This window comes from Pseudomonas neuropathica (assembly GCF_051174785.1).
Lineage (GTDB): Bacteria > Pseudomonadota > Gammaproteobacteria > Pseudomonadales > Pseudomonadaceae > Aquipseudomonas > Aquipseudomonas neuropathica_A.
This window is the reverse complement of sequence record NZ_CP195111.1, coordinates 4,920,373-4,940,682: the sequence shown is the minus strand read 5'-3', so window position 1 is coordinate 4,940,682 and position 20,310 is coordinate 4,920,373. Positions and strand designations below refer to the sequence as shown.

21 protein-coding genes are annotated in these 20,310 nt (G+C 59.2%); 9 read left to right on the top strand and 12 right to left on the bottom strand.

What is annotated here, in order from left to right; translation table 11 throughout:
- Both bamC and dapA read right to left on the bottom strand, forming a co-directional pair.
- Positions 1-1,116 carry an outer membrane protein assembly factor BamC gene (gene bamC / locus ACRRSD_RS22315; protein ID WP_435035382.1) on the bottom strand — a complete coding sequence of 372 codons (1,116 nt, stop codon included), beginning with the start codon at positions 1,114-1,116 and terminating at the stop codon, positions 1-3.
- A 17-nt stretch (positions 1,117-1,133) separates the two neighbouring features.
- Positions 1,134-2,012, bottom strand: a complete 879-nt coding sequence (gene dapA, locus ACRRSD_RS22310; RefSeq protein WP_435035381.1) for a 4-hydroxy-tetrahydrodipicolinate synthase — start codon at positions 2,010-2,012, stop codon at positions 1,134-1,136.
- Between the two features lie 330 nt (positions 2,013-2,342).
- Between dapA and ACRRSD_RS22305 the strand changes: the two genes are divergently transcribed.
- On the top strand, positions 2,343-2,903 hold the full coding sequence (locus tag ACRRSD_RS22305) for a glycine cleavage system protein R (RefSeq protein ID WP_034153153.1): 561 nt from the start codon (positions 2,343-2,345) through the stop codon (positions 2,901-2,903).
- Positions 2,904-2,913: 10 nt separating this feature from the next.
- Positions 2,914-3,387 carry a peroxiredoxin gene (locus ACRRSD_RS22300; protein WP_435035379.1) on the top strand — a complete coding sequence of 158 codons (474 nt, stop codon included), beginning with the start codon at positions 2,914-2,916 and terminating at the stop codon, positions 3,385-3,387.
- Positions 3,388-3,526: 139 nt separating this feature from the next.
- On the opposite strand, the gene ACRRSD_RS22295 is transcribed toward ACRRSD_RS22300, so the two are convergent.
- Both ACRRSD_RS22295 and ACRRSD_RS22290 read right to left on the bottom strand, forming a co-directional pair.
- Complete coding sequence (locus ACRRSD_RS22295; protein ID WP_034153151.1) at positions 3,527-4,597, bottom strand: AI-2E family transporter; 1,071 nt, start codon at positions 4,595-4,597, stop codon at positions 3,527-3,529.
- Positions 4,598-4,627: 30 nt separating this feature from the next.
- A complete protein-coding gene (locus tag ACRRSD_RS22290; RefSeq protein ID WP_435035377.1) occupies positions 4,628-4,867 on the bottom strand; it encodes a sulfurtransferase TusA family protein in 240 nt (79 codons plus the stop codon).
- Positions 4,868-4,965: 98 nt separating this feature from the next.
- Here ACRRSD_RS22290 and ACRRSD_RS22285 point away from each other — a divergent pair, with 98 nt between their 5' ends.
- Positions 4,966-6,399, top strand: coding sequence for a M48 family metalloprotease (locus ACRRSD_RS22285; protein WP_007911401.1), 1,434 nt, complete (start codon positions 4,966-4,968; stop codon positions 6,397-6,399).
- Between the two features lie 79 nt (positions 6,400-6,478).
- Here the strand turns inward: ACRRSD_RS22285 and ACRRSD_RS22280 are convergent, their stop codons facing one another.
- From ACRRSD_RS22280 to rpoE, 4 genes are all read right to left on the bottom strand, one after another.
- On the bottom strand, positions 6,479-7,909 hold the full coding sequence (locus tag ACRRSD_RS22280) for a DegQ family serine endoprotease (RefSeq protein WP_435035375.1): 1,431 nt from the start codon (positions 7,907-7,909) through the stop codon (positions 6,479-6,481).
- Between the two features lie 210 nt (positions 7,910-8,119).
- Positions 8,120-9,085, bottom strand: coding sequence for a MucB/RseB C-terminal domain-containing protein (locus tag ACRRSD_RS22275; protein ID WP_435035373.1), 966 nt, complete (start codon positions 9,083-9,085; stop codon positions 8,120-8,122).
- A gap of 8 nt (positions 9,086-9,093) precedes the next feature.
- Positions 9,094-9,681 carry a sigma-E factor negative regulatory protein gene (locus ACRRSD_RS22270; protein WP_034153146.1) on the bottom strand — a complete coding sequence of 196 codons (588 nt, stop codon included), beginning with the start codon at positions 9,679-9,681 and terminating at the stop codon, positions 9,094-9,096.
- Positions 9,682-9,711: 30 nt separating this feature from the next.
- Complete coding sequence (gene rpoE / locus ACRRSD_RS22265; protein WP_003172477.1) at positions 9,712-10,293, bottom strand: RNA polymerase sigma factor RpoE; 582 nt, start codon at positions 10,291-10,293, stop codon at positions 9,712-9,714.
- A gap of 558 nt (positions 10,294-10,851) precedes the next feature.
- Between rpoE and nadB the strand changes: the two genes are divergently transcribed.
- On the top strand, positions 10,852-12,468 hold the full coding sequence (nadB, locus tag ACRRSD_RS22260; RefSeq protein ID WP_435035371.1) for an L-aspartate oxidase: 1,617 nt from the start codon (positions 10,852-10,854) through the stop codon (positions 12,466-12,468).
- Here nadB and ACRRSD_RS22255 read toward each other — a convergent pair.
- Complete coding sequence (locus tag ACRRSD_RS22255; RefSeq protein WP_435035370.1) at positions 12,437-12,889, bottom strand: protein YgfX; 453 nt, start codon at positions 12,887-12,889, stop codon at positions 12,437-12,439. The two genes, nadB and ACRRSD_RS22255, sit on opposite strands and share 32 nt — an antisense overlap.
- A complete protein-coding gene (locus tag ACRRSD_RS22250) occupies positions 12,873-13,127 on the bottom strand; it encodes a succinate dehydrogenase assembly factor 2 (protein ID WP_435035368.1) in 255 nt (84 codons plus the stop codon). The genes ACRRSD_RS22255 and ACRRSD_RS22250 overlap by 17 nt, the downstream gene beginning before the upstream one ends.
- Positions 13,128-13,276: 149 nt before the next feature.
- Between ACRRSD_RS22250 and ACRRSD_RS22245 the strand changes: the two genes are divergently transcribed.
- Both ACRRSD_RS22245 and ACRRSD_RS22240 read left to right on the top strand, forming a co-directional pair.
- On the top strand, positions 13,277-14,218 hold the full coding sequence (locus tag ACRRSD_RS22245; protein WP_435035367.1) for a YgfZ/GcvT domain-containing protein: 942 nt from the start codon (positions 13,277-13,279) through the stop codon (positions 14,216-14,218).
- A gap of 35 nt (positions 14,219-14,253) precedes the next feature.
- Complete coding sequence (locus ACRRSD_RS22240) at positions 14,254-15,075, top strand: HDOD domain-containing protein (protein WP_435035365.1); 822 nt, start codon at positions 14,254-14,256, stop codon at positions 15,073-15,075.
- A gap of 109 nt (positions 15,076-15,184) precedes the next feature.
- On the opposite strand, the gene ACRRSD_RS22235 is transcribed toward ACRRSD_RS22240, so the two are convergent.
- Both ACRRSD_RS22235 and ACRRSD_RS22230 read right to left on the bottom strand, forming a co-directional pair.
- Positions 15,185-16,570, bottom strand: a complete 1,386-nt coding sequence (locus ACRRSD_RS22235; RefSeq protein WP_435035364.1) for a sensor histidine kinase — start codon at positions 16,568-16,570, stop codon at positions 15,185-15,187.
- A complete protein-coding gene (locus ACRRSD_RS22230; RefSeq protein WP_034153139.1) occupies positions 16,563-17,234 on the bottom strand; it encodes a response regulator in 672 nt (223 codons plus the stop codon). The genes ACRRSD_RS22235 and ACRRSD_RS22230 overlap by 8 nt, the downstream gene beginning before the upstream one ends.
- 236 nt (positions 17,235-17,470) lie before the next feature.
- On the opposite strand from ACRRSD_RS22230, the gene ACRRSD_RS22225 reads away from it, so the two are divergent.
- From ACRRSD_RS22225 to ACRRSD_RS22215, 3 genes are read left to right on the top strand one after another with little or no spacing between them, the layout of a single operon-like run.
- On the top strand, positions 17,471-18,763 hold the full coding sequence (locus ACRRSD_RS22225; RefSeq protein WP_435035363.1) for an OprD family porin: 1,293 nt from the start codon (positions 17,471-17,473) through the stop codon (positions 18,761-18,763).
- 53 nt (positions 18,764-18,816) lie between these two features.
- The gene (locus tag ACRRSD_RS22220) at positions 18,817-19,794 is read left to right on the top strand and encodes a Bug family tripartite tricarboxylate transporter substrate binding protein (RefSeq protein WP_435035361.1); all 978 of its coding nucleotides are present in this window, start codon (positions 18,817-18,819) and stop codon (positions 19,792-19,794) included.
- A 56-nt stretch (positions 19,795-19,850) separates the two neighbouring features.
- On the top strand, positions 19,851-20,309 hold the full coding sequence (locus tag ACRRSD_RS22215) for a tripartite tricarboxylate transporter TctB family protein (protein ID WP_095119119.1): 459 nt from the start codon (positions 19,851-19,853) through the stop codon (positions 20,307-20,309).
- Position 20,310: the final 1 nt, after the last annotated feature.

Here is a 20,310-nt window from a genome sequence, read left to right as displayed (position 1 = left end):
TCAGCCCAGGTTGTCCTGAATCACGCTCAACACTTTACGTGCCACTTCAGCCGGCGCGACGGTGTTGATGTTTTTCTCGACGGTCACCTGAATGTTCTCGCCAACCTTGCTCAGGCGAACCTGATAGCGCTCGGCACGGGCTTCAACTTCTTCCTTGCTCGGCGCACTGCCGAACAGGCTGCTGAAGAAACCAGGCTTGTCGTCTTTCTTCTCGGCTTTTTCGGCCAGGTTGATGTAGTACAGGCCCAGGCTGCGGTTGATGTCTTCAACGCGCCATTCGCCTTGTTCCAATGCACGGCCAACGCTCGACCAGGCACGGTCCAGATCGGTACCGACGTTCAACACCGGGTTACCGCTGCCGTCTTCGCTGAGGCTGACACGGCTGGGGGTATCGAAATCACGCGAGGCCAACATCGACACCGAACCGCCCTTCTCGGAGATCCGGCTCATGCTCGCGAGCATGTCGTCGACCAGGGCTGCGTCCAGGCCAGTGTTGACCGAACGGTTGGTGAAGGCCACGTCGGCCGTGCTGCCGGCAGGACGCTCGGCGCTGACCACATAGATTTCACTGGTGTTGCGCTGCACGCCCGGCTCGATGCGCACACGCACGCGGGTTTCGCTGTCGCTGGCGATACCGGCTGCGCTCAAGCGCTTGGCCATGGACGCGGACAGTTCGTCGGAATGCTGCCAGGTGGTGGTAAATTCGCCGGTTTGCGGACGCTGTTCATCCAGACGGAAGCCGTTGTCCTGGAAGAACTGCACCGCCACTGGCCAGACTTCGGCCGGTGGGTGCTGGGCCACGACCCAACGCGAATCACCGCTCTTCTGCAGCGAGTAATCGCTGGCGTCGGCAACGGCCGACAGCGGCTGAGGACGCGGAACTATGTATTCGCCCTTGGCGGTGTCGTCAGCGACGTTACGCGGGATCGGCAGCAGCGGATCCAGACGTTTGGAAGTGTTGACATCCGGTGGCAGTTGCATAGGTGCAGTCTGTTGCGCTTCCAGGTAATCGCTACCACGGTCACGGAAATAACCTTCCGGGCCCCAGACCCATCCGCAGCCACTGGTGCTGGAGATAATCAAGGCAAGTGCGGAAAGTCCGGCCATTCGCTTCATGCGTTGTACTTCCTCAATTAAACCAGGACGCGGCACTGGCGCAGGGCCGAGCGCAGCGTTTCATGACAAGGTGTGCTCAGCCAGGTCAGTGGCAAGCGGATGCCTTCGTGCATCAGGCCCATTTCTACCAAAGCCCACTTCACCGGAATCGGGTTGGCCTCGATGAACAGGTCTTTGTGCAGCGGCATCAGTTTTTCGTTGATCGCCCGTGCAGTGTCGGCGTCGCCCTTGAGCGCGGCCTCGCACAGGTCGGCCATTTCGCGTGGAGCGACGTTGGCAGTAACGGAGATGTTGCCTTTGCCACCCAGCAGGATCAGCTCGACGGCGGTCGGATCATCGCCAGACAGCACGATAAAGTCCTTGCTCACGCCATCAATGATCGCTTTGGCTCGTTTCAGGTCGCCAGTGGCTTCCTTGATCCCGATGATGTTCGGTACGGTGGACAGGCGAATCACGGTCTCGGCCTGCATGTCGCACGACGTGCGGCCGGGAACGTTATAGAGAATCTGTGGAATGTCGACCGCTTCAGCGATGTGCTTGAAGTGCTGGTACAAACCTTCCTGAGTCGGCTTGTTGTAGTACGGAACGACCAGCAGGCAGGCATCGGCGCCGGCTTCTTTGGCGTTGCGGGTCAGCTCGACGGCTTCACGGGTCGAGTTGGCGCCAGTGCCGGCGATGACCGGGATGCGCCCGCCAACCTGTTTGACCACGGCTTTGATGACGGCGATGTGTTCTTCTACATCAAGGGTTGCCGACTCGCCGGTAGTACCGACGGCGACAATGGCATGGGTGCCGTTCTTGAGATGGAAGTCCACGAGTTTGCTGAGGCTGTCCCAGTCAAGACGCCCTTGTGCATCCATGGGAGTGACCAGTGCCACCATACTGCCCGCAATCATGAAACCGCTCCTGCCGGAAAAAGAGAGCGGTAATGGTACTGGCGCCAAGATGCTTGCACAAGCGAAGTACTGCGCTGCCGCCATTCCCCTTGGCGCCGCTTTTCGCTACCCTTCAGACTTTGATCGGTACTGATCAGCTTGTACGCCGGGTTCCTGCCTCCCTTTACGGCCTCCCAGACCCCGTTCCTGCGTCGCATCGACGCGCTCCCGCTATAGTGGAGCGAGCCGCGAGCGCTGGCCGGGTCGCTTTGTACGGACAGCCAGAACAGGCCCTCCCCGGCAGCCAACGCCTGTAACCCTACCGACCGCTCATCGCTTTAGGAATGCTGCATGTCCACCCCCACAGTTCGCGAACAATTCCTTGTCATCAGTGCCCTCGGCGCCAACCCCATGGAGCTGACTAACGTCCTGTGCCGCGCCAGCCATGAAAATCGCTGCGCCGTGGTTACATCGCGCCTGACTCGCCACGGTGAGTGCAGCGCTTTGGTCCTCGAGGTCTCCGGCAGCTGGGACGCCCTCGCTCGCCTGGAAGGCAGCCTGCCGGGCCTGGCCAAAAAACATGCTTTCACCGCCAACGTAGTGCGCAGCGCGCCGCTGGAAAATCGTCCTCAAGCCCTGCCGTATGTGGCTTATGTCAGCTCGGCGTATCGCCCGGACATCATCAATGAGCTGTGCCAGTTCTTCATGGATCACAATGTCGAGCTGGAAAACCTCACCTGCGACACCTATCAGGCGCCACAGACCGGCGGCACCATGCTCAACGCCACGTTTACCGTGACCCTGCCGGCCGGCACCCAGATCAGCTGGCTACGCGACCAGTTCCTCGATTTCTCCGACGCGATGAACCTGGACGCACTGATCGAGCCTTGGCGCCCACAGAACCCAATGTAAGGAAGCTTTCATGACCGTTGTCATCGACCAACCGGTTGCCGATTTCGAAGCACCTGCCACCAGCGGGCAGACCGTCAAGCTGTCTGCCCTGAAGGGCAAGCAGGTGGTGATCTACTTCTATCCGAAGGACAGCACCCCGGGCTGCACGACTCAGGGTCAGGGCTTCCGTGATCAACATGAAGCGTTCAAGGCTGCCAACACAGAAGTCTTCGGCATTTCGCGCGACAGCCTGAAGTCCCACGAGAACTTCAAGGGCAAGCAGGAATTTCCCTTTGAGTTGATCAGCGACAAGGACGAGGCGGTTTGCCAGTTGTTCGACGTGATCAAGTTGAAGAAGCTGTATGGCAAGGAATACCTGGGCGTTGATCGCAGCACCTTCCTGATTGACAAGGACGGTGTGCTGCGCAAGGAATGGCGTGGTGTGAAGGTGCCGGGGCATGTGGATGCCGTTCTGGCCGCGGCTCAGGATTTGAATAAAGCCTGATGGTTTTGCGTCGCCCTCATTGACGCCTTCGCGAGCAAGCTCGCTCCCACATTGGACTTGTGAGCGCCACAGATCCAATGTGGGAGCGAGCTTGCTCGCGAATAGGCCCTAAGTGTTACCAAACAATTTGGATCAACCACTACAGCAGTGGCGCCACCGCCGGCTCTTGGCGCGGCCACGCATCCAGCACAGCCTTGAAAAGCGTCGCCAGCGGAATCGCAAAGAACACCCCCCAGAACCCCCACAACCCGCCAAACAACAGTACGGCGCAGATGATTGCCACCGGGTGCAAATTGACCGCCTCCGAGAACAGCAATGGCACCAGCACGTTGCCATCCAGTGTCTGAATGATCCCGTACACCGCCATCAGATAGATGAACTGATCGCTCCAGCCCCACTGGAACAACGCGATCAACAGCACCGGCACGGTCACCACCACGGCACCGACATACGGCACCACCACCGACACACCGACCAGCAACGCCAGCAGCGCCGCATAGTTGAGCCCCAGGGCGACAAACGCGATGTAGGTCACCCCACCGCAAATCACGATTTCAATGACCTTGCCGCGAATGTAGTTGGCGATCTGCCGGTTCATTTCCTGCGCAACCCGAGTAATCAGCGCGCGCTCACGCGGCAGATAGCCACGCACCCACTCACCGATCATGGCCCGGTCCTTAAGGAAGAAGAACACCAGGATCGGCACCAGCACCAGATAGATCATGATGTTCACCAGCAGCGGCAGACTCGACAGCGAGAACGTCAATGCCCACTGGCCGAACTTGCCGATCTCGCCGCGCGCCGCTTCGATGGCTTGCAAGACTTGTTCATCGGAAACCAGATGCGGATAACGCTCCGGCAGCAACAGCAGCAGCGATTGCCACTTGGCGAGCATGCCCGGCAGCTCATTGAACAGGGTGATCAACTGATGCCAGAGCAACGGCAGCACCACGACGATGAACAGCATCAACACGCCCATGAACAGCGCGAACACCAACCCCACCGCCACACCACCCGGCACGCGCAGCCGTTCCAGCGTAACCACGAGGCCCTGCATCAGATACGCCAGCACCATCCCCGCCAATACTGGCGCGAGCATGCCGCCAAGGGTGAGAACCGCGGTGAAGGCGAGAAACAGCAGCACCGCCAGCACCACGGCTTCTTCATCGGAGAAGTAGCGCTGAATCCAGTCGCGTAACACTTTGAACATCAATAATCCTTAGATTTAACGCTGTCGGTTTCAGGCCTTTTTCAACCAGTAACGGTAAACGCCCGCATCGTCTTCTTCGCGCAGCAGCGTATGACCGGCCAATTTGGCGAAGGTGCGAAAGTCGCGCTGCGAGCCGGCATCCGTGGCGATCACCTTGAGGACGGCGCCGCTTTGGAGTTTGTTGAGTTCCATTTTTGCCTTGAGCAACGGCAACGGACAATTCAGGCCACTGGCGTCCAGTTCCACGTCATGGGCTACAGCGTCGGTCATTGCGTCACTCCGGTTCAGGTCGTCGAGCTGCCTAGAATATCTGGTCGCAGCTCCGGTGTCCGGCTACAGTAAGGTCTTTGTCTTCTAAGGCTTTGTGCATGACTTTTCTGCGCCCTACCCTGCTGACGCTCGCTTGCCTGCTCGCCTCACCAGGCTTTGCCGACGATCTGCCGTCACTCGGCGACGCCAGTTCTGCCATTGTCTCGCCGCAACAGGAATATCAGCTCGGCCGCGCATGGCTGGCGATGTTGCGTAGCCAGGTTTCACAGCTCAACGATCCGCAACTCAAAGACTACGTCGAATCCAGCGTGTACAAGTTGGTGGAGACCAGCCAGGTCACCGACCGGCGTCTTGAGTTCATTCTGATCAACAGCCCACAGCTCAACGCCTTCGCGGCGCCGGGTGGTGTGGTCGGTGTCAACGGCGGTCTGTTTCTCAATGCGCAGACCGAAGGTGAATACGCTTCTGTACTCGCGCACGAATTGGCGCACTTGTCGCAACGCCACTTCGCTCGTGGTGTCGAGGCTTCGCAGCGGATGCAGGTGCCGATGATGGCCGCACTGCTGGCGGGGATCGTCATTGCCGCGGCCGGCGGCGGTGACGCCGGGATCGCGACCATCGCCGGTACGCAGGCGGCGGCAATTCAATCGCAACGCACCTTCTCCCGGCAGAACGAACAGGAAGCTGACCGTATCGGCATTCTCAATCTGGAGAAGGCCGGGTATGACCCGCGCTCGATGCCGACCATGTTCGAGCGCCTGATGCGTCAATATCGTTTCGACGCCAAGCCCCCGGAATTCCTGCTGACTCACCCGGTGACCGAATCGCGTATCGCCGACACCCGAAACCGCGCCGAACAGGCCAAACCGGGTGGCATCGAAGACTCCAAGCGCTATCAGTTGATCCGCACACGCGTGCAACTGATCTACGAAGAAACCCCGGGCCTGGGCGCCAAGCGTTTCCGTGCGCAGCTGGATGAGAACCCGAAAAACGACGTGGCGCGCTATGGTCTGGCGATTGCGCAGATCAAGGGCGGCCAATTGAACGAGGCGCGTGAGAACCTCAAGCAATTGTTGGCAACGTCACCGAACGAAATCATCTACAACCTTGCTCAGGTCGATCTGGACATCACCAATAATCGCCTGCCGGATGCGCAATCGCGAGTTGACCGAATGCTCACGCAGTATCCGGGCAACTATCCGCTGAATCAGGTGCGCGTGGATCTGCTGCTGAAACAGAATCGCGCGCCTGATGCCGAAAAGGCGCTGGAAGCGTTACTCAAATCACGCCCGGATGATCCGGACGTCTGGTATCAGGTCGCCGAGACTCGTGGCTTGTCGGGCAATATCATCGGCCTGCATCAGGCGCGTGCTGAATACTTCGCACTGGTCGGCGATTACCGTCAGGCGATCCAGCAGCTCGACTTTGCCAAGCGCAAGGCGGGCAGCAACTTCCCGCTGTCTTCACGCATCGATGCTCGCCAGCGTGAGCTGATGGAGCAGGAGCGCATGATCAAGGACATGATGGGCTGATCGTTACCCGCCGGGACAAAAGCTCCAGGCATAAAAAAACCGCCTCTTTCGAGGCGGTTTTTTTTACCCTACCGCTGGATTATTCAGCCAGCTTGAAGGTGATGAAGCTGGCACGACCTTGACGCAGTACGCGCATCGACACCGAACGGTTCTTCGGCAGCGCTTTGGCGATCTCGCCGAACTCCTTGCTGGAACCGATGGCCTGGTTGTTCAAGTGCGTGATCACGTCACCTGGCTGCAGACCGATCAACGCCGCAGGACCGTCCTGCACTTCCTTGATCACCACACCACCTTTGAGGTCGTAGGTTTTCTTCTGCTCAGCGGTCAGTTCGCCTACCGAAACACCGAGGCGATTGCTGGTGCTTTCAGTGCCGGACTTCGGCAACGCATCCAGCTCCTTGTCTTCGTCCGGGATCGCGCCAACGGTCAGCTCGACGTTCTTGCGCTTGCCTTCACGAATCACTTCCAGATTGGCTTTGGCGCCCGCTTTCAGTGCGCCGACCAGGTGTGGCAAGTCAGCAGACATGACGATCGGCTGGCCGTTCATGCTCAAGATCACGTCACCGACTTGCAGGCCACCCTTGGCTGCCGGGCCGTCATCCTGAATCTGCGCAACCAGCGCACCGGCCGGTTTATCCAGACCGAACGACTCGGCGAGATCCTTGTTCACTTCCTGGATAACCACGCCCAACCAGCCACGGCTGACCTTGCCGCCGCTCTTCAACTGATTGGATACGTCCATCGCCACGTCGATCGGGATCGCGAACGACACGCCCATGAAGCCGCCCGAACGGGTGTAGATCTGCGAGTTGATGCCGACCACTTCACCATTCAGGTTGAACAGCGGACCACCGGAGTTGCCCGGGTTGATTGGCACGTCGGTCTGAATGAACGGCACATAGTTTTCGTTCGGCAGACTACGACCGACGGCACTGACGATACCCTGGGTCACAGTGTGGTCGAAGCCGAATGGCGAACCGATTGCCACGACCCATTGGCCGGCTTTCAGGTCCTGGGATTTGCCGAGCTTGAGCACCGGCAGATCCTTGCCTTCGATTTTCAGCAATGCCACGTCGGAGCGCGGGTCGGTGCCGATCAGCTTGGCTTTCATTTCACTGCGGTCGGCGAGGCGTACGAGGATTTCGTCGGCATCGGCAATCACGTGGTTGTTGGTGAGGATGTAACCGTCCGGAGAAATGATGAAGCCCGAACCCAGCGATTGCGCTTCACGCTGACGATCACCGCGCGGCGAACGCTGCTGAGGCGGCATCCCGCGCTCGAAGAACTCGCGCAGCATCGGCGGCAGGCCTTCCAGATCAGGCATCTGCTGATTCACTTTGCGATCCGGCAGTTTCTGCGTGGTACTGATGTTCACCACCGCTGGCGAAGCTTGTTCGACCAATTGGGTGAAGTCAGGCAGATCAGCCGCCTGCGCAGCAGGCACCGCCTGACCGAGCAACAGCACGGTGGCGAAAATGGAAAGACAGGATTTCAAACTTGGTATCGACATACAGCTCCCGTTACGACGAGCAGGGTTAAGCGATATGGAGCAAGGAACACCGGAAACCACCGACCGGCATTTTTGTTCCGGGAACAACAAACAAGGCCAGAGCCGTGAGGCTCTGACCTATAAAAAATTTTCGGGGTATTTGCAAATGAAAATGCTCAGCAAACATTTCATCTACGTCTCGACGAAGAAATGGTAATGACTGAAATCAGCTCACTGCTTGCTGGTTGCAGCGCCATCGGTATTACGCATCGACAGAGCAATTCGCTCAGCGGTACCAATCGGTATCTCACCGACCACTGTCACCATCATTTCGCCTTGAGGCGTTGTCAGGCGGCGGGAAACAGCAACGGTCGGGCCCAATTGAGTCCGAGTATCGGTGACGGTTGCGCCGTTCAATGGCTCAAGGAAAACCGAAAAACGCGCCAGACCGTCGTCATACAGCAAGCTGCTGACCTGAGTCTTGGTTTCGGGATCTTTGTGCGAGTTACTGCTGGTCAATTCGAAGCCCGGCGGTAGCCAGTCAGAATGCCAGACTTGCGCGGTCTTGACCGCCGAAGCCTTGTCGCTGTCGAGTGTAATGGCCTTGCAGTCGGCATCGGCCTGCAAGTCTTTGTCCGAGGGGACTTCATCAGTATCAAGACTGGTGAACTGGAAGCGTTCGAGCAACTGCCCTTTGTCGTTCAGCAACAACGACTTCAACGGCAAGCCGGTTTTCTTGTCCAGATGCAACTCAAAACCGTAACGATGCTGGTCGCGAGGCGTCAGCGATACGATCACTGCATCTCGCCCGGCCACGCGCGATTTGCCAATAACGGCAAGGTCATACCAGCTTTTCAGCTTTTTCGGATCGAGAGGACGAGCGGCTGAGTTGGGAGAATCCCCCAGCCCGGCAATCAGGGTGCCGCTGACGCATTGAGTATGTCCATCAATGCGCACGACTTCCTGTGCCGAACCGTCGAGCTGGAGTAAACGCTCGCGGACCTGGCCATTCTGGACGCGATGCCAGATGTTATGGGTAGAAAAGCTACCGTTACGCTCGTAAACGAATGTGCCGTGAAAGCTCTGCTGCTGCTCGGCCTGGCCCAGACGGGTCAACCAGTCCTGGGCCTCATCAGCATGGGCTGGAACAATGAACCAGCCACTGAGCAGAAGCGAAAGTAGAGGTATGGCGCGCATGATCCTCCTTAACGGTTTTCCAGACTTGCTGCACGTGCGTATGGCAGTGCGCTTTCAGTGCCTTTCAGTGCGGCCTGTTGAGCGTGCTGACGCAGGTAACCTGGCAGACGCTGATCATGCCAGCCTGGTTGACCTTGCAATACGCCGTTGGCCATCGGGCCAGTGGCTTCCGAACTCTCACTATAGCCAGCCAGAACAGCCGGTCCTTTGACCTGCGGGGTCGCAAGGGTTGGCTGGTTGGATTGCTGAGCCAGTTCGACACCAGCGATTTCATCCTGGTTGTACAGGCGAACACCGGCCAGAACGGCAACAGTTACCGAGGCTGCAACAGCCAGACGGCCGAGGTTGCGCCATGGGCTGCGAGATACTTTGGCCGGAGCCGTTTCGTCTTCCAGTGCAGCAGACACTGCCGCAGCGATATCCAGACGTGGAAGCAGCAGATCCTTGTGCATGGCTGCCCGAGCGATCTGGTAACGAGCCCAGGTCTCACGGGTATCAACATCATCCAGTGCATTGAGCACTCGACGCAGTTCCAGTTCGTCCGCTTCGTTATCCATCACTGCGGACAGCGATTCCTGCAGGGCTTCACGACTCATGGCGTTCCTCTCTTGGCTGTCGCCGCTGTCTCAGTTTTCCTGCAACAACGGCTGCAGGGCTTTATCGATGGCCTCCCGGGCGCGGAAAATCCGGGAGCGCACGGTACCCACCGGACATTGCATGACGCTCGCAATGTCCTCGTAACTCAGACCATCGAATTCACGTAAAGTTAAAGCCGTACGCAAATCCTCTGGCAGTTGCTGGATGGTTCGATGGACGGTGCCTTCGATCTCATCCCGCAGCAGTGCACGTTCTGGTGATTCGAGATCCTTGAGGCCGTGATCGCCATCGTAGAACTCTGCATCCTCGGAACTTACATCGCTATCCGGCGGCCGGCGGCCGCGTGAAACCAGGTAATTCTTCGCCGTGTTAATGGCAATACGGTACAGCCACGTATAAAACGCACTGTCGCCGCGAAAGTTTCCAAGTGCTCGATACGCCTTGATAAAGGCTTCCTGAGCCACGTCCTGGGCTTCATGGGTGTCGTGCACGAAACGCACGATCAACCCGAGAATCTTGTGCTGATACTTCAGCACCAACAGATCGAAAGCTCGCTTGTCGCCGCGTTGAACGCGCTCGACCAGCTGCTGATCCTCTTCCTGGGTTAGCATGAACACTCCTCGATAAGCCCGAAGGAGACTTGCATAACTAAACGACCAGACTTGCAAACATAGACTCGGGCTTTTCGCAAAAGTTCTCCCCCTCCAGGCAAGTTTCCTGCGGGCTCTGATTTGGCACGCACGAAAAACGCAGCGCGGGATAAACCGGCTGCGCGAATAATCTTGTTATCGGTTTCGCCGGGCAGGAATCCAACCGCAGATTCCGCACTGAAGCCGACACGTCCCTTGTTTCTGGCACCGACTATTGATCTTGGGCCTTTGGCAAAAGTTCCAATTATTTATAGCCGCACCGCCCAGACATTGGGCAACCCTGAGCAGAAAAAACCTGTTTCAGCGCCGATACAGTCGTGTTCTCCCCAAAAGGGTGAAAAAAACTTCCGACGAAGCACCCGGTTTTTTCCGTCACAGTAGTTTCACAATGCCATATCGGCTCGGCTATTGTGCCGTCCCCCCCCTCTATATACTAGTGGGCTGTGTGGCTGTCTTGACTTGCCGATCCAGCTGTCTTGCGCCACCCCCGACCCGGGTCGCTTTGAGCGGAATCCTGTAATGAGCCAACAATTCCAACACGATGTTCTGGTGATAGGCAGCGGTGCTGCCGGTTTGAGTCTCGCGCTGACCCTCCCGGGTCATTTGCGCATTGCCGTATTGAGCAAAGGCGATCTCGCCAACGGCTCGACGTTCTGGGCTCAGGGTGGCGTCGCTGCCGTACTCGACGACACCGATACTGTCGAATCCCATGTCGATGACACCCTCAATGCGGGCGGCGGCCTATGTCATGAAGACGCCGTACGCTTCACCGTGGAGCACAGCCGCGAAGCCATCCAATGGCTGATCGACCAAGGTGTGCCCTTCACCCGCGACGATCAGTCCGGCACTGAGGACGGCGGATTCGAATTCCACCTGACCCGCGAGGGCGGTCACAGTCACCGACGCATCATCCATGCCGCCGACGCCACCGGCGCGGCCATCTTCAAAACCCTGCTGGCCCAAGCCAAAGAGCGCTCAAACATCGAGCTGCTGGAGCAGCGGGTTGCCGTCGACCTGATCACCGAACGACGCTTGGGCATGGAAGGCGAGCGCTGCCTCGGCGCCTATGTACTCAATCGCAAAACCGGCGAGGTCGACACCTACGGCGCGCGCTTTGTGATTCTGGCCTCGGGCGGTGCCGCCAAGGTCTACCTCTATACCAGCAATCCCGATGGCGCCTGCGGTGATGGCATCGCCATGGCCTGGCGCTCGGGTTGCCGGGTGGCGAATCTGGAATTCAACCAGTTCCACCCGACCTGTCTGTATCACCCGCAGGCCAAGAGTTTTCTGATCACCGAAGCCCTGCGCGGCGAAGGCGCCCATTTGAAGCTGCCCAATGGCGAACGCTTCATGTCTCGCTTCGACAAGCGCGCCGAGCTGGCACCGCGCGACATCGTCGCCCGGGCCATCGACCATGAAATGAAGCGCCTGGGTGTCGACTGCGTCTATCTCGACATCAGCCACAAACCCGAAGACTTCATCAAGACGCACTTCCCCACTGTTTATGAGCGCTGCCTCGGTTTTGGCATCGACATCACCAAACAACCTATTCCGGTCGTACCCGCCGCGCACTATACCTGCGGTGGAGTGATGGTCGATCAAAACGGTCGCACCGATGTGCCGGGCCTGTACGCGATCGGCGAAACCAGTTTCACCGGCCTGCACGGCGCCAACCGCATGGCCAGTAATTCGCTGCTGGAATGTTTCGTCTATGCCCGTTCGGCAGCAGCCGACATTCTCGCGCAACTGGACCATGTCGCCGCGCCAAGCGCCCTGCCCGCGTGGGACGCCAGTCAGGTGACCGACTCGGACGAAGACGTGATCATCGCGCACAACTGGGATGAACTGCGGCGATTCATGTGGGACTACGTCGGCATCGTGCGCACCAACAAGCGCCTGCAACGGGCGCAGCACCGTGTGCGCCTGCTGCTGGACGAGATCGACGAGTTCTACAGCAACTATAAGGTCAGCCGCGATCTGATCGAATTGCGTAACCTGGCACAGGTCGCAGAACTGATGATCTGCTCAGCCATGGAACGCAAGGAGAGTCGCGGCCTGCATTACACCCTCGACTATCCCGATCTGCTGCCCGAGGCACTCGATACTATTCTGGTGCCGCCCACCTACGCCGGCTGAACTTGAGCCGTACCCGCAGGTGTCGGTGCAGATCCGCCGCCTGCGAGTCCCGTGGCACGCAGATCGATCTGACCCACCATTCGCCGCGCAATCTGAATCTCAGCACCACAATCAGCGGTAGCGCCAGACTGTCCGGGCGCAACTGCACCGCCTGCCAGCCCTCCGCCTGACTCCACAACTGCCAACCATCGGCGTCCCGACGCAATCCACGAAACGCCTTGGGATGATTCAACAGAATCTGCCGAGGCAACACCCAAACGCCATGCAGCAGGCAGACTAAAGCCCCAAGCAGACTGGCCCAGAGAGGAATCGCAAGCAGAAACAACGCACCCAGTGCGAACGCCTGGGCCAACAGATACGCCGCCAGCAACTGCCGTGAGGCATGCCAGCGGCATTCGAACGTGTTACTTGGGCTGGACACGATCCAGGATCATGCGAACCATGCGCTGCAGTTCAGGATCTTCAGACTCGCTGCGCTCCATGAACCAGCCGAACATGTCCTGATCCTCGCACGTCAGCAGACGCACATACAACGCGCGATCCACCTCGTTCAGATCGGCATAAACCTCTTTCACGAACGGCACCAGCAACACGTCAAGCTCAAGCATGCCGCGACGGCTGTGCCAAAACAGGCGATTCAGTTCAACTTGTTCGACCATGGAGCCCTCCTCAAATTTGCCGGCAAGTATACAGCCCCGAGACGGGGCGCACAGTCGGCTTTGGTCGGGCACCACCGATCCTTTATCAACTACCCATTTCACCAACGCGCCCTTATGATGTGCCCCAGTCTATTTACCTGCGATGACCCATGGCCGATTCTGCTTTTTTCTGCACCCTGTCTCATGAAGGCGTTCTCGCGGTTCGCGGTTCGGATGCCGGAAAGTTCCTGCAAGGCCAGTTGACCTGCAACCTCAATTACCTGAGCGACAGCCGCGCCAGCCTCGGCGCCCGCTGCACGCAGAAGGGCCGGATGCAGTCGAGCTTCCGCATTTTGCTCGAAGGTGACGGTGTGGTCCTGGCGATGGCCAGCGAGCTGCTGGAGCCGCAACTGGCGGACCTGAAAAAGTACGCGGTGTTCTCCAAATCGAAACTGACCGACGAAAGCGCCGCTTGGGTGCGTTTTGGCCTGAGGTCGGGCGACGCCGCACTGAGCAGCCTCGGCCTGAATTTGCCAGACGAAACCGACAGCGTTGTGCGTAACGAAGGCCTGATCGCGATTCGCGTCTCGCCCGATCGCGCCGAACTCTGGGCACCGGTGGATCAGGCTGACGCGATCAAAGCCAAATTGTCCGCCGCCGTGCCTGAAGCCGAGCTGAATCAATGGTTGCTGGGTCAGATCCGCGCCGGTATCGGCCAGGTCATGCCCAGCACCCGCGAGCTGTTTATCCCGCAAATGCTCAACCTGCAAGCCGTTGGCGGCGTGAGTTTCAAGAAAGGCTGCTACACCGGCCAGGAAATCGTCGCGCGGATGCAGTACCTGGGCAAACTCAAGCGTCGTTTGTATCGCTTGAGCCTGGACGCTGCTGATTTGCCGGAGCCTGGCACACAACTGTTTGCGCCGAGCCACAACAGCTCCATCGGCGAAGTGGTGCTGGCCGCCAAGGCCGGGCAAAACATTGAACTCCTGGCGGTGCTGCAGGCCGAAGCTGCCGAAGCCGGTGATTTGCATCTGGGCACCCTCGAAGGTCCCGCGCTGCATCTGCTCGACCTGCCTTACGAACTGGATCGCGACCGCGAAATCCAGCGCTGATCGCAGCATTTGTTGCAACACCCTAGAGAGTTTAAATGAGCGAACTGGCGGAAAAGGTCCAACAGGATTTGGTTGAGGCCATCGATAACGATGACCTGGTTCTGCCCACGTTACCGGAAGTGGCCCTGCAGATTCGCAAGGCCGCTGAAGACCCGGAAATCAGCGTCAGCGACCTGAGCAAAGTGATCGGCCGGGACACGGCGCTGTCGGCGCGCCTGATCAAAGTGGTCAACAGCCCGCTGCTGCGCGCCGCGCAGGAAGTCACCGACCTGCATACCGCCATCACACGGCTGGGCATCAACTACAGCAGCAACCTGGCGATCGGTCTGGTGATGGAGCAGATCTTCCACGCCCGCTCCGAAGTGGTCGAACAGAAGATGCGCGAAGTCTGGCGCAAAAGCCTGGAAATTGCCGGGGTCAGTTACGCGCTGTGTCGCCGTTACACGCAGCTCAAGCCCGATCAGGCGGCCCTCGGCGGCTTGGTGCATCAGATCGGTGTGCTGCCGATTCTGACTTACGCCGAAGATCACTACGAGCTGCTGTCGGACCCGGTCAGCCTCAACCATGTGATTGATCACATTCATCCGCTACTGGGTGACAAGTTGCTGCGCGTCTGGGAGTTCCCGGAGCGACTGGTGGAATTGCCGGGGCGCTATCAGGACTTCAAGCGCGACTCGACGGCCATTGATTACGTCGATCTGGTGCAGGTGGCGAGCCTGTATTGCCACAAGGACACGGATCACCCTTTTGCGCGGATTGATCCAATGACAGTTCCGGCGTTCAGAAAGCTTGGGATCGATCAGGAGAACAAGGCGTTGTGTGAAGATCTGGAAGAGTCGCGGTCGATGTTTTACTGATTAAAAACCGAGGCGTGCCCTTCGCGAGCAGGCTCGCTCCCACCTTGGAATGCATTCCCCCTGTGGGAGCGAGCCTGCTCGCGAAAGGGCCTGCAAGAACACCGCAGAATCACCCGGCAATAAAACTGACCCGCACCTTCAACCCCGCCTGTTCGCCATCATGCAAAGTGATCTGCGCCAGATGCGCCCGGCAGATCTCACCAACAATCGCCAGACCCAGCCCCGAACCCGCGACCTGCTGATTACGCCGGTAGAACCGCTCGAACACCCGATCGCGCTCCTCCAGCGGAATCCCCGGCCCGTCATCTTCAACCTCAAGCACCGCCGGCGCGGTCACCCGCAAAATCACGTTGCCGCCCGGTGGCGTGTGCGCCAAGGCATTGTCCACCAGATTGCTCAGCAACTCATTCAGCAGAGTCGGCTCACCGCGCAGCCAGACCGGTTCGTCCGCCTCCAGCGCCAGCGCCACCCCGCGCTTGTGCGCCAGCGGCGCCATGGCCATGCCCAGCTCTCGGGCCAACTGGCTCAGATCGAGCAACTGCGCACCGCCCTCGGCGATCGCCCGCGCACCGTTTTCGACGCGCGCCAGCGACAGCAACTGATTGGCCAGATGGGTCAGGCGATCAGTGCTTTGTGCCGAAGACTCCAGCGTCGAACGCCAGACTTCGGCATCGTTGGAGCGCAGGCCCAACTCAAGCCGCGCCTTCAGCGCTGCCAAAGGCGTACGCAGCTCATGGGCCGCATCAGCGATAAACTGCGCCTGCCGTTCGAACTGACCACGCAAGCGCTCGGTGAAATGATTGAGCCCGCGCACCAGCGGCCATAGCTCATGCTGCACTTCAACCAATGGCAGCGGCCGCAAGTCGTCGGGCTGACGCTCTTCCACCGCTGTACGCAAGCGCTCCAACGGGCGCAAAGCCGCACTGACCGCAAACCACACCAGCAGCAACGCTCCGATCGCCAACATGCCCAGGCGCAGCAAAGTATCAGCCGCCAGACTGCGCGCCATGCTCACCCGCGCTTCGTCGGTTTCGGCCACGCGGATTTCCGCCATGCCGTTCATGTTCGGTTCGGTCACCGCCTTGAGCAGGCTGACCACACGCACGTTTTGCCCTTTGTAAGTGGCGTTGTAGAAACGCGCCAACGCGGGATAACTGTCGGTGCGCGGTGTTCCCGGCGGCGGCCCGGGCAGGTTTTCATAGCCGGAAATCAGCTTCTGATGGATGTCATTGACCTGATAGTAAATCCGCCCGGCGCTGTCATAAGCGAAGGTGTCGAGTGCGACGTAGGGCACATCGGCGCTCAGCGTGCCGTCACGTTGCGACAGACCCGCCGCGATGGTCCGTGCCGAGGCCAGCAACGTGCGGTCGTATGCCGTGTCGGCAGCTTCACGACCATTCCAGTACGCGCTCAATCCGCTGGCGAGCATCAACACCACCAGCAACAACGCGAGGTTCCACAGCAAGCGCCAGCGCAGGCTGCTGGGCTTATGCATCGCGGCTTTCCAGCAGATAACCGAGGCCACGGAAGGTCACGATCGCCACCGGTTGGCCGTCGAGTTTCTTGCGCAAACGGTGCACGTAGATTTCGATCGCATCGGGGCTAGCTTCTTCGTCGAGGCCGAACACCTGCGCGGCCAGTTGCTCCTTGCTCATCACCCGCCCCGGTCGGGCTATCAGCGCTTCCAGCACCGCTTGCTCGCGAGAGGTCAACGTCAGTAATTCTTCGCCAAGGGTGAAGCGCCGGGTGTCTAGGTCGTACGCCAGCACGCCGCAGCGCTGCTGACGCTCGCCCCCCAGCACACTGCGGCGCAACAAGGCTTTGACCCGCGCTTCCAGTTCAGTCAGTTCGAACGGTTTGGCGAGGTAATCGTCAGCGCCCAGATTGAGGCCGTGAACACGATCCTTCACATCGCTGCGCGCCGTCAGCATCAGCACCGGCAGATTTTTTCCACGTGCGCGCAACCGCGCCAGCACCTCGAAACCATCCATGCGCGGCAGGCCGACATCAAGGATCGCCACGGCGTATTCCTCACTGCCCAGCGCCAGATCGGCGGCCACGCCATCGTGCAACACATCCACGGTCAGACCGGTGCTTTTGAGCGCCTGAGCGACACTTTCGGCCAGTTGCAGATGGTCTTCGACGAGCAGGACACGCATGGATTTTTACCTCGTTCAGGGATGGCCAACGCCACGCTTTGCCGCGGAGTTTACAGCCGCAACCGCCGCTGTGAAGCCCGAAAACCTTGAAAGTCGGCTGAAAGGTTAGCGAAAGGTTAGCTGGTTACAGTCGGCCCACGGACAGTTCCGACTGCCGTCGCTGATGCCACACAGCGCAAAGAAAAACGCCTCGAAGCGTTTTCGACCAATAAGAACAATAAACGGAGTACACCCGCATGCCGTCCATGCAGCCTCAGGCGTCCACGCTTGTTCGCCCTTGCCGTTTCAGCCACACCGCCCTCGCCAGTGCCGCCGCTCTTGCCGGTTTTTCGCCGTTGAGTTTTGCCGACTTCATTGAAGACAGCAGCGCCACCTTCGAAACCCGCAACATGTACTTCAACCGCGACTTTCGCGATGGCACCAGCGCCCAGCAATCCAAGCGTGACGAATGGGCCCAGGGTTTCATGCTCAATCTGCAATCGGGTTACACCGATGGCACCGTGGGATTCGGTGTCGATGCTTTAGGCATGCTCGGCGTCAAACTCGATTCAAGCCCGGACCGCACCGGTACCGGCCTGCTGCCGACCCACGATGACGGACGCGCGGCAGATGAGTACTCCAAGGTCGGCCTGACCGGCAAAGTAAAAATCTCTGCCACCGAACTTAAAATCGGCAGCCTGATTCCTGAACTGCCGATTCTCAAACCGAACGACGGGCGCATCCTGCCGCAGACCTTTGAAGGCGGTTTACTGACTTCCAAAGAGATCAAGAACCTGACGTTCACCGGTGGCCGTCTGGAGAAAGCCAAGGATCGCGACAGCACCGATTTCGAGGACATCGCCCTCAACAACAAGAACAGCCGTTTTGCCGGCACCGCTGCCGGCAAGCACTTCGACTTTGGCGGCGTGGACTACAAGTTCACCGACAAGATCACCGGCAGTTACCACTTCGCCCAACTTGACGAAGTCTACAACCAGCACTTCTTCGGTCTGGTCGCCTCACGGCCGATGGGCCCGGGCACGTTTGCCACTGACTTGCGCTTTGCCGTCAGTGATGACCAAGGCGCGGCCCGTGGCGGCGAAATCGACAACCGCTCGCTCAACGGTCTGGTCAGCTATGCGCTGAGCGGGCACAAGTTCAGCGCCGGTTATCAGCACATGTCCGGCGACAGCGCCTTCCCGTATGTCGATGGCAGCGACCCGTATCTGGTCAACTTCGTGCAGATCAACGATTTCGCCGGCGCAGAAGAACGCTCCTGGCAGGCTCGCTACGACTTCGACTTCGCCAAACTCGGCATCCCTGGCCTGAGCTTCATGAGCCGCTACTTGAGCGGTGACAACATCAAGCTCAAGAACGGCGAAGAAGGCAAAGAGTGGGAGCGCAACACCGAGATCAAATATGTAGTACAAAGCGGCGCCTTGAAGGATGTCGCCGTGCGTTTGCGTAATGCCACTTACCGCTCCAACTACTCGGCTCGCGATGCAGACGAAGTGCGTTTGCTGGTGAGCTACAGCGTCGCGCTTTGGTAAATGCCCGTAAGTGAAAAACACGTCGAATAACAACAATGCCCGTGGAGAATCGAATGAACCTGTCACTGCGTAAAGTTGCACTGGCCGCCAGTTGCATCCTGTTTGCCGGCCAACTGATGGCCGAACCGAAACGTCCGGAATGTATCGCCCCGGCCTCCCCCGGCGGCGGTTTCGACCTGACCTGCAAACTGGTGCAGAGCGCACTGGTCAACCAGAAACTGCTGAGCAAACCGATGCGTGTGACCTACATGCCCGGCGGTGTCGGCGCAGTGGCCTACAACGCCGTTGTCGCGCAACGTCCGGCCGATGCCGGCACGCTGGTGGCGTGGTCGAGCGGTTCGTTGCTGAACCTGGCTCAAGGCAAGTTCGGTCGCTTCGATGAAACCAACGTGCGCTGGTTGGCAGCGGTTGGCACCAGCTACGGCGCCATCGCGGTGAAAAGCGATTCGCCCTACAAGACCCTCGACGATCTCGTTCAGGCATTGAAGAAAGATCCAAGCTCGGTGGTGATCGGTTCCGGCGGCACCGTCGGCAGCCAGGACTGGATGCAAACGGCACTGATCGCCAAGGCTGCCGGGATCAACCCGCGTGACCTGCGTTATGTCGCCCTCGAAGGCGGCGGCGAAATCGCTACCGCCCTGCTCGGTGGTCACATCCAGGTCGGCAGTACCGACATCTCCGACTCCATGCCGCATATCCAGAGCGGCGACATGCGTCTGCTCGCGGTGTTCGCCGACAAGCGTCTGGATGAGCCGGAAATGAAAGACATTCCGACCGCTCGCGAGCAAGGCTATGACATCGTCTGGCCGGTGGTACGCGGCTTCTACCTGGGGCCAAAAGTCAGCGATGAAGATTACGCCTGGTGGAAAGATTCGTTCGACAAACTGCTGGCCTCCGATGAGTTCGCCACGCTGCGCGATCAGCGTGAACTGTTCCCGTTCGCCATGACTGGCGTGGAGCTGGACACCTACGTGAAGAAGCAGGTCGCGGACTACAAAGTGCTGGCCAAAGAGTTCGGCCTGATTCAGTGATCGTCCCTGTCTAGCGGCTGCGTTCCCGATTGCGGGGACGCGGCACAGGAGCTCCCATGCTTATTCAACGCATTTTCGCCTCAGTGCTGTTGCTGGTTTGCGCCGGCCTGGCATTGATGGCGTGGCCGTACCAAGCGGCTTTTTCCTACGAACCGGTCGGCCCGCGCGCCTTCCCCCTGCTGATGCTTGGCCTGATGGGCGCAGCACTGTTGTACATGGTGTTTCGCCCGGCGCCGATCAAACACAGCGATGACGAGCCGCCACTGGATCGCGAAACCCTGACCAAGATTGCTATCTGCGTCGCACTGCTGCTGGTGTTCGCCGGCCTGTTCGAACCGCTGGGTTTCATTCTCAGCAGCATCCTCATCGGCATTCCGATGGCGCGCCTGTATGGCGGTCGCTGGATGCCGAGCATCGTGGTGACCACGCTAATGGCTATCGGTCTGTACCTGCTGTTCGACCGTGTGATGGACGTTCCGCTGCCCCTTGGCCTGCTCGACGTGCTGGAGAACTGAT

Coding starts and splice junctions, on each gene's coding strand:
- ACRRSD_RS22305 (WP_034153153.1), top strand. CDS start 2,343: ATGTCCACCCCCACAGTTCGCGAACAATTCCTTGTCATCAGTGCCCTC.
- ACRRSD_RS22215 (WP_095119119.1), top strand. CDS start 19,851: ATGCTTATTCAACGCATTTTCGCCTCAGTGCTGTTGCTGGTTTGCGCC.
- ACRRSD_RS22275 (WP_435035373.1), bottom strand. CDS start 9,085: ATGCGCGCCATACCTCTACTTTCGCTTCTGCTCAGTGGCTGGTTCATT.
- ACRRSD_RS22220 (WP_435035361.1), top strand. CDS start 18,817: ATGAACCTGTCACTGCGTAAAGTTGCACTGGCCGCCAGTTGCATCCTG.
- ACRRSD_RS22295 (WP_034153151.1), bottom strand. CDS start 4,597: ATGTTCAAAGTGTTACGCGACTGGATTCAGCGCTACTTCTCCGATGAA.
- dapA (WP_435035381.1), bottom strand. CDS start 2,012: ATGATTGCGGGCAGTATGGTGGCACTGGTCACTCCCATGGATGCACAA.
- ACRRSD_RS22280 (WP_435035375.1), bottom strand. CDS start 7,909: ATGTCGATACCAAGTTTGAAATCCTGTCTTTCCATTTTCGCCACCGTG.
- ACRRSD_RS22300 (WP_435035379.1), top strand. CDS start 2,914: ATGACCGTTGTCATCGACCAACCGGTTGCCGATTTCGAAGCACCTGCC.
- ACRRSD_RS22245 (WP_435035367.1), top strand. CDS start 13,277: ATGGCCGATTCTGCTTTTTTCTGCACCCTGTCTCATGAAGGCGTTCTC.
- ACRRSD_RS22290 (WP_435035377.1), bottom strand. CDS start 4,867: ATGACCGACGCTGTAGCCCATGACGTGGAACTGGACGCCAGTGGCCTG.
- bamC (WP_435035382.1), bottom strand. CDS start 1,116: ATGAAGCGAATGGCCGGACTTTCCGCACTTGCCTTGATTATCTCCAGC.
- ACRRSD_RS22230 (WP_034153139.1), bottom strand. CDS start 17,234: ATGCGTGTCCTGCTCGTCGAAGACCATCTGCAACTGGCCGAAAGTGTC.
- ACRRSD_RS22285 (WP_007911401.1), top strand. CDS start 4,966: ATGACTTTTCTGCGCCCTACCCTGCTGACGCTCGCTTGCCTGCTCGCC.
- ACRRSD_RS22250 (WP_435035368.1), bottom strand. CDS start 13,127: ATGGTCGAACAAGTTGAACTGAATCGCCTGTTTTGGCACAGCCGTCGC.
- ACRRSD_RS22240 (WP_435035365.1), top strand. CDS start 14,254: ATGAGCGAACTGGCGGAAAAGGTCCAACAGGATTTGGTTGAGGCCATC.
- ACRRSD_RS22235 (WP_435035364.1), bottom strand. CDS start 16,570: ATGCATAAGCCCAGCAGCCTGCGCTGGCGCTTGCTGTGGAACCTCGCG.
- ACRRSD_RS22270 (WP_034153146.1), bottom strand. CDS start 9,681: ATGAGTCGTGAAGCCCTGCAGGAATCGCTGTCCGCAGTGATGGATAAC.
- ACRRSD_RS22225 (WP_435035363.1), top strand. CDS start 17,471: ATGCCGTCCATGCAGCCTCAGGCGTCCACGCTTGTTCGCCCTTGCCGT.
- nadB (WP_435035371.1), top strand. CDS start 10,852: ATGAGCCAACAATTCCAACACGATGTTCTGGTGATAGGCAGCGGTGCT.
- rpoE (WP_003172477.1), bottom strand. CDS start 10,293: ATGCTAACCCAGGAAGAGGATCAGCAGCTGGTCGAGCGCGTTCAACGC.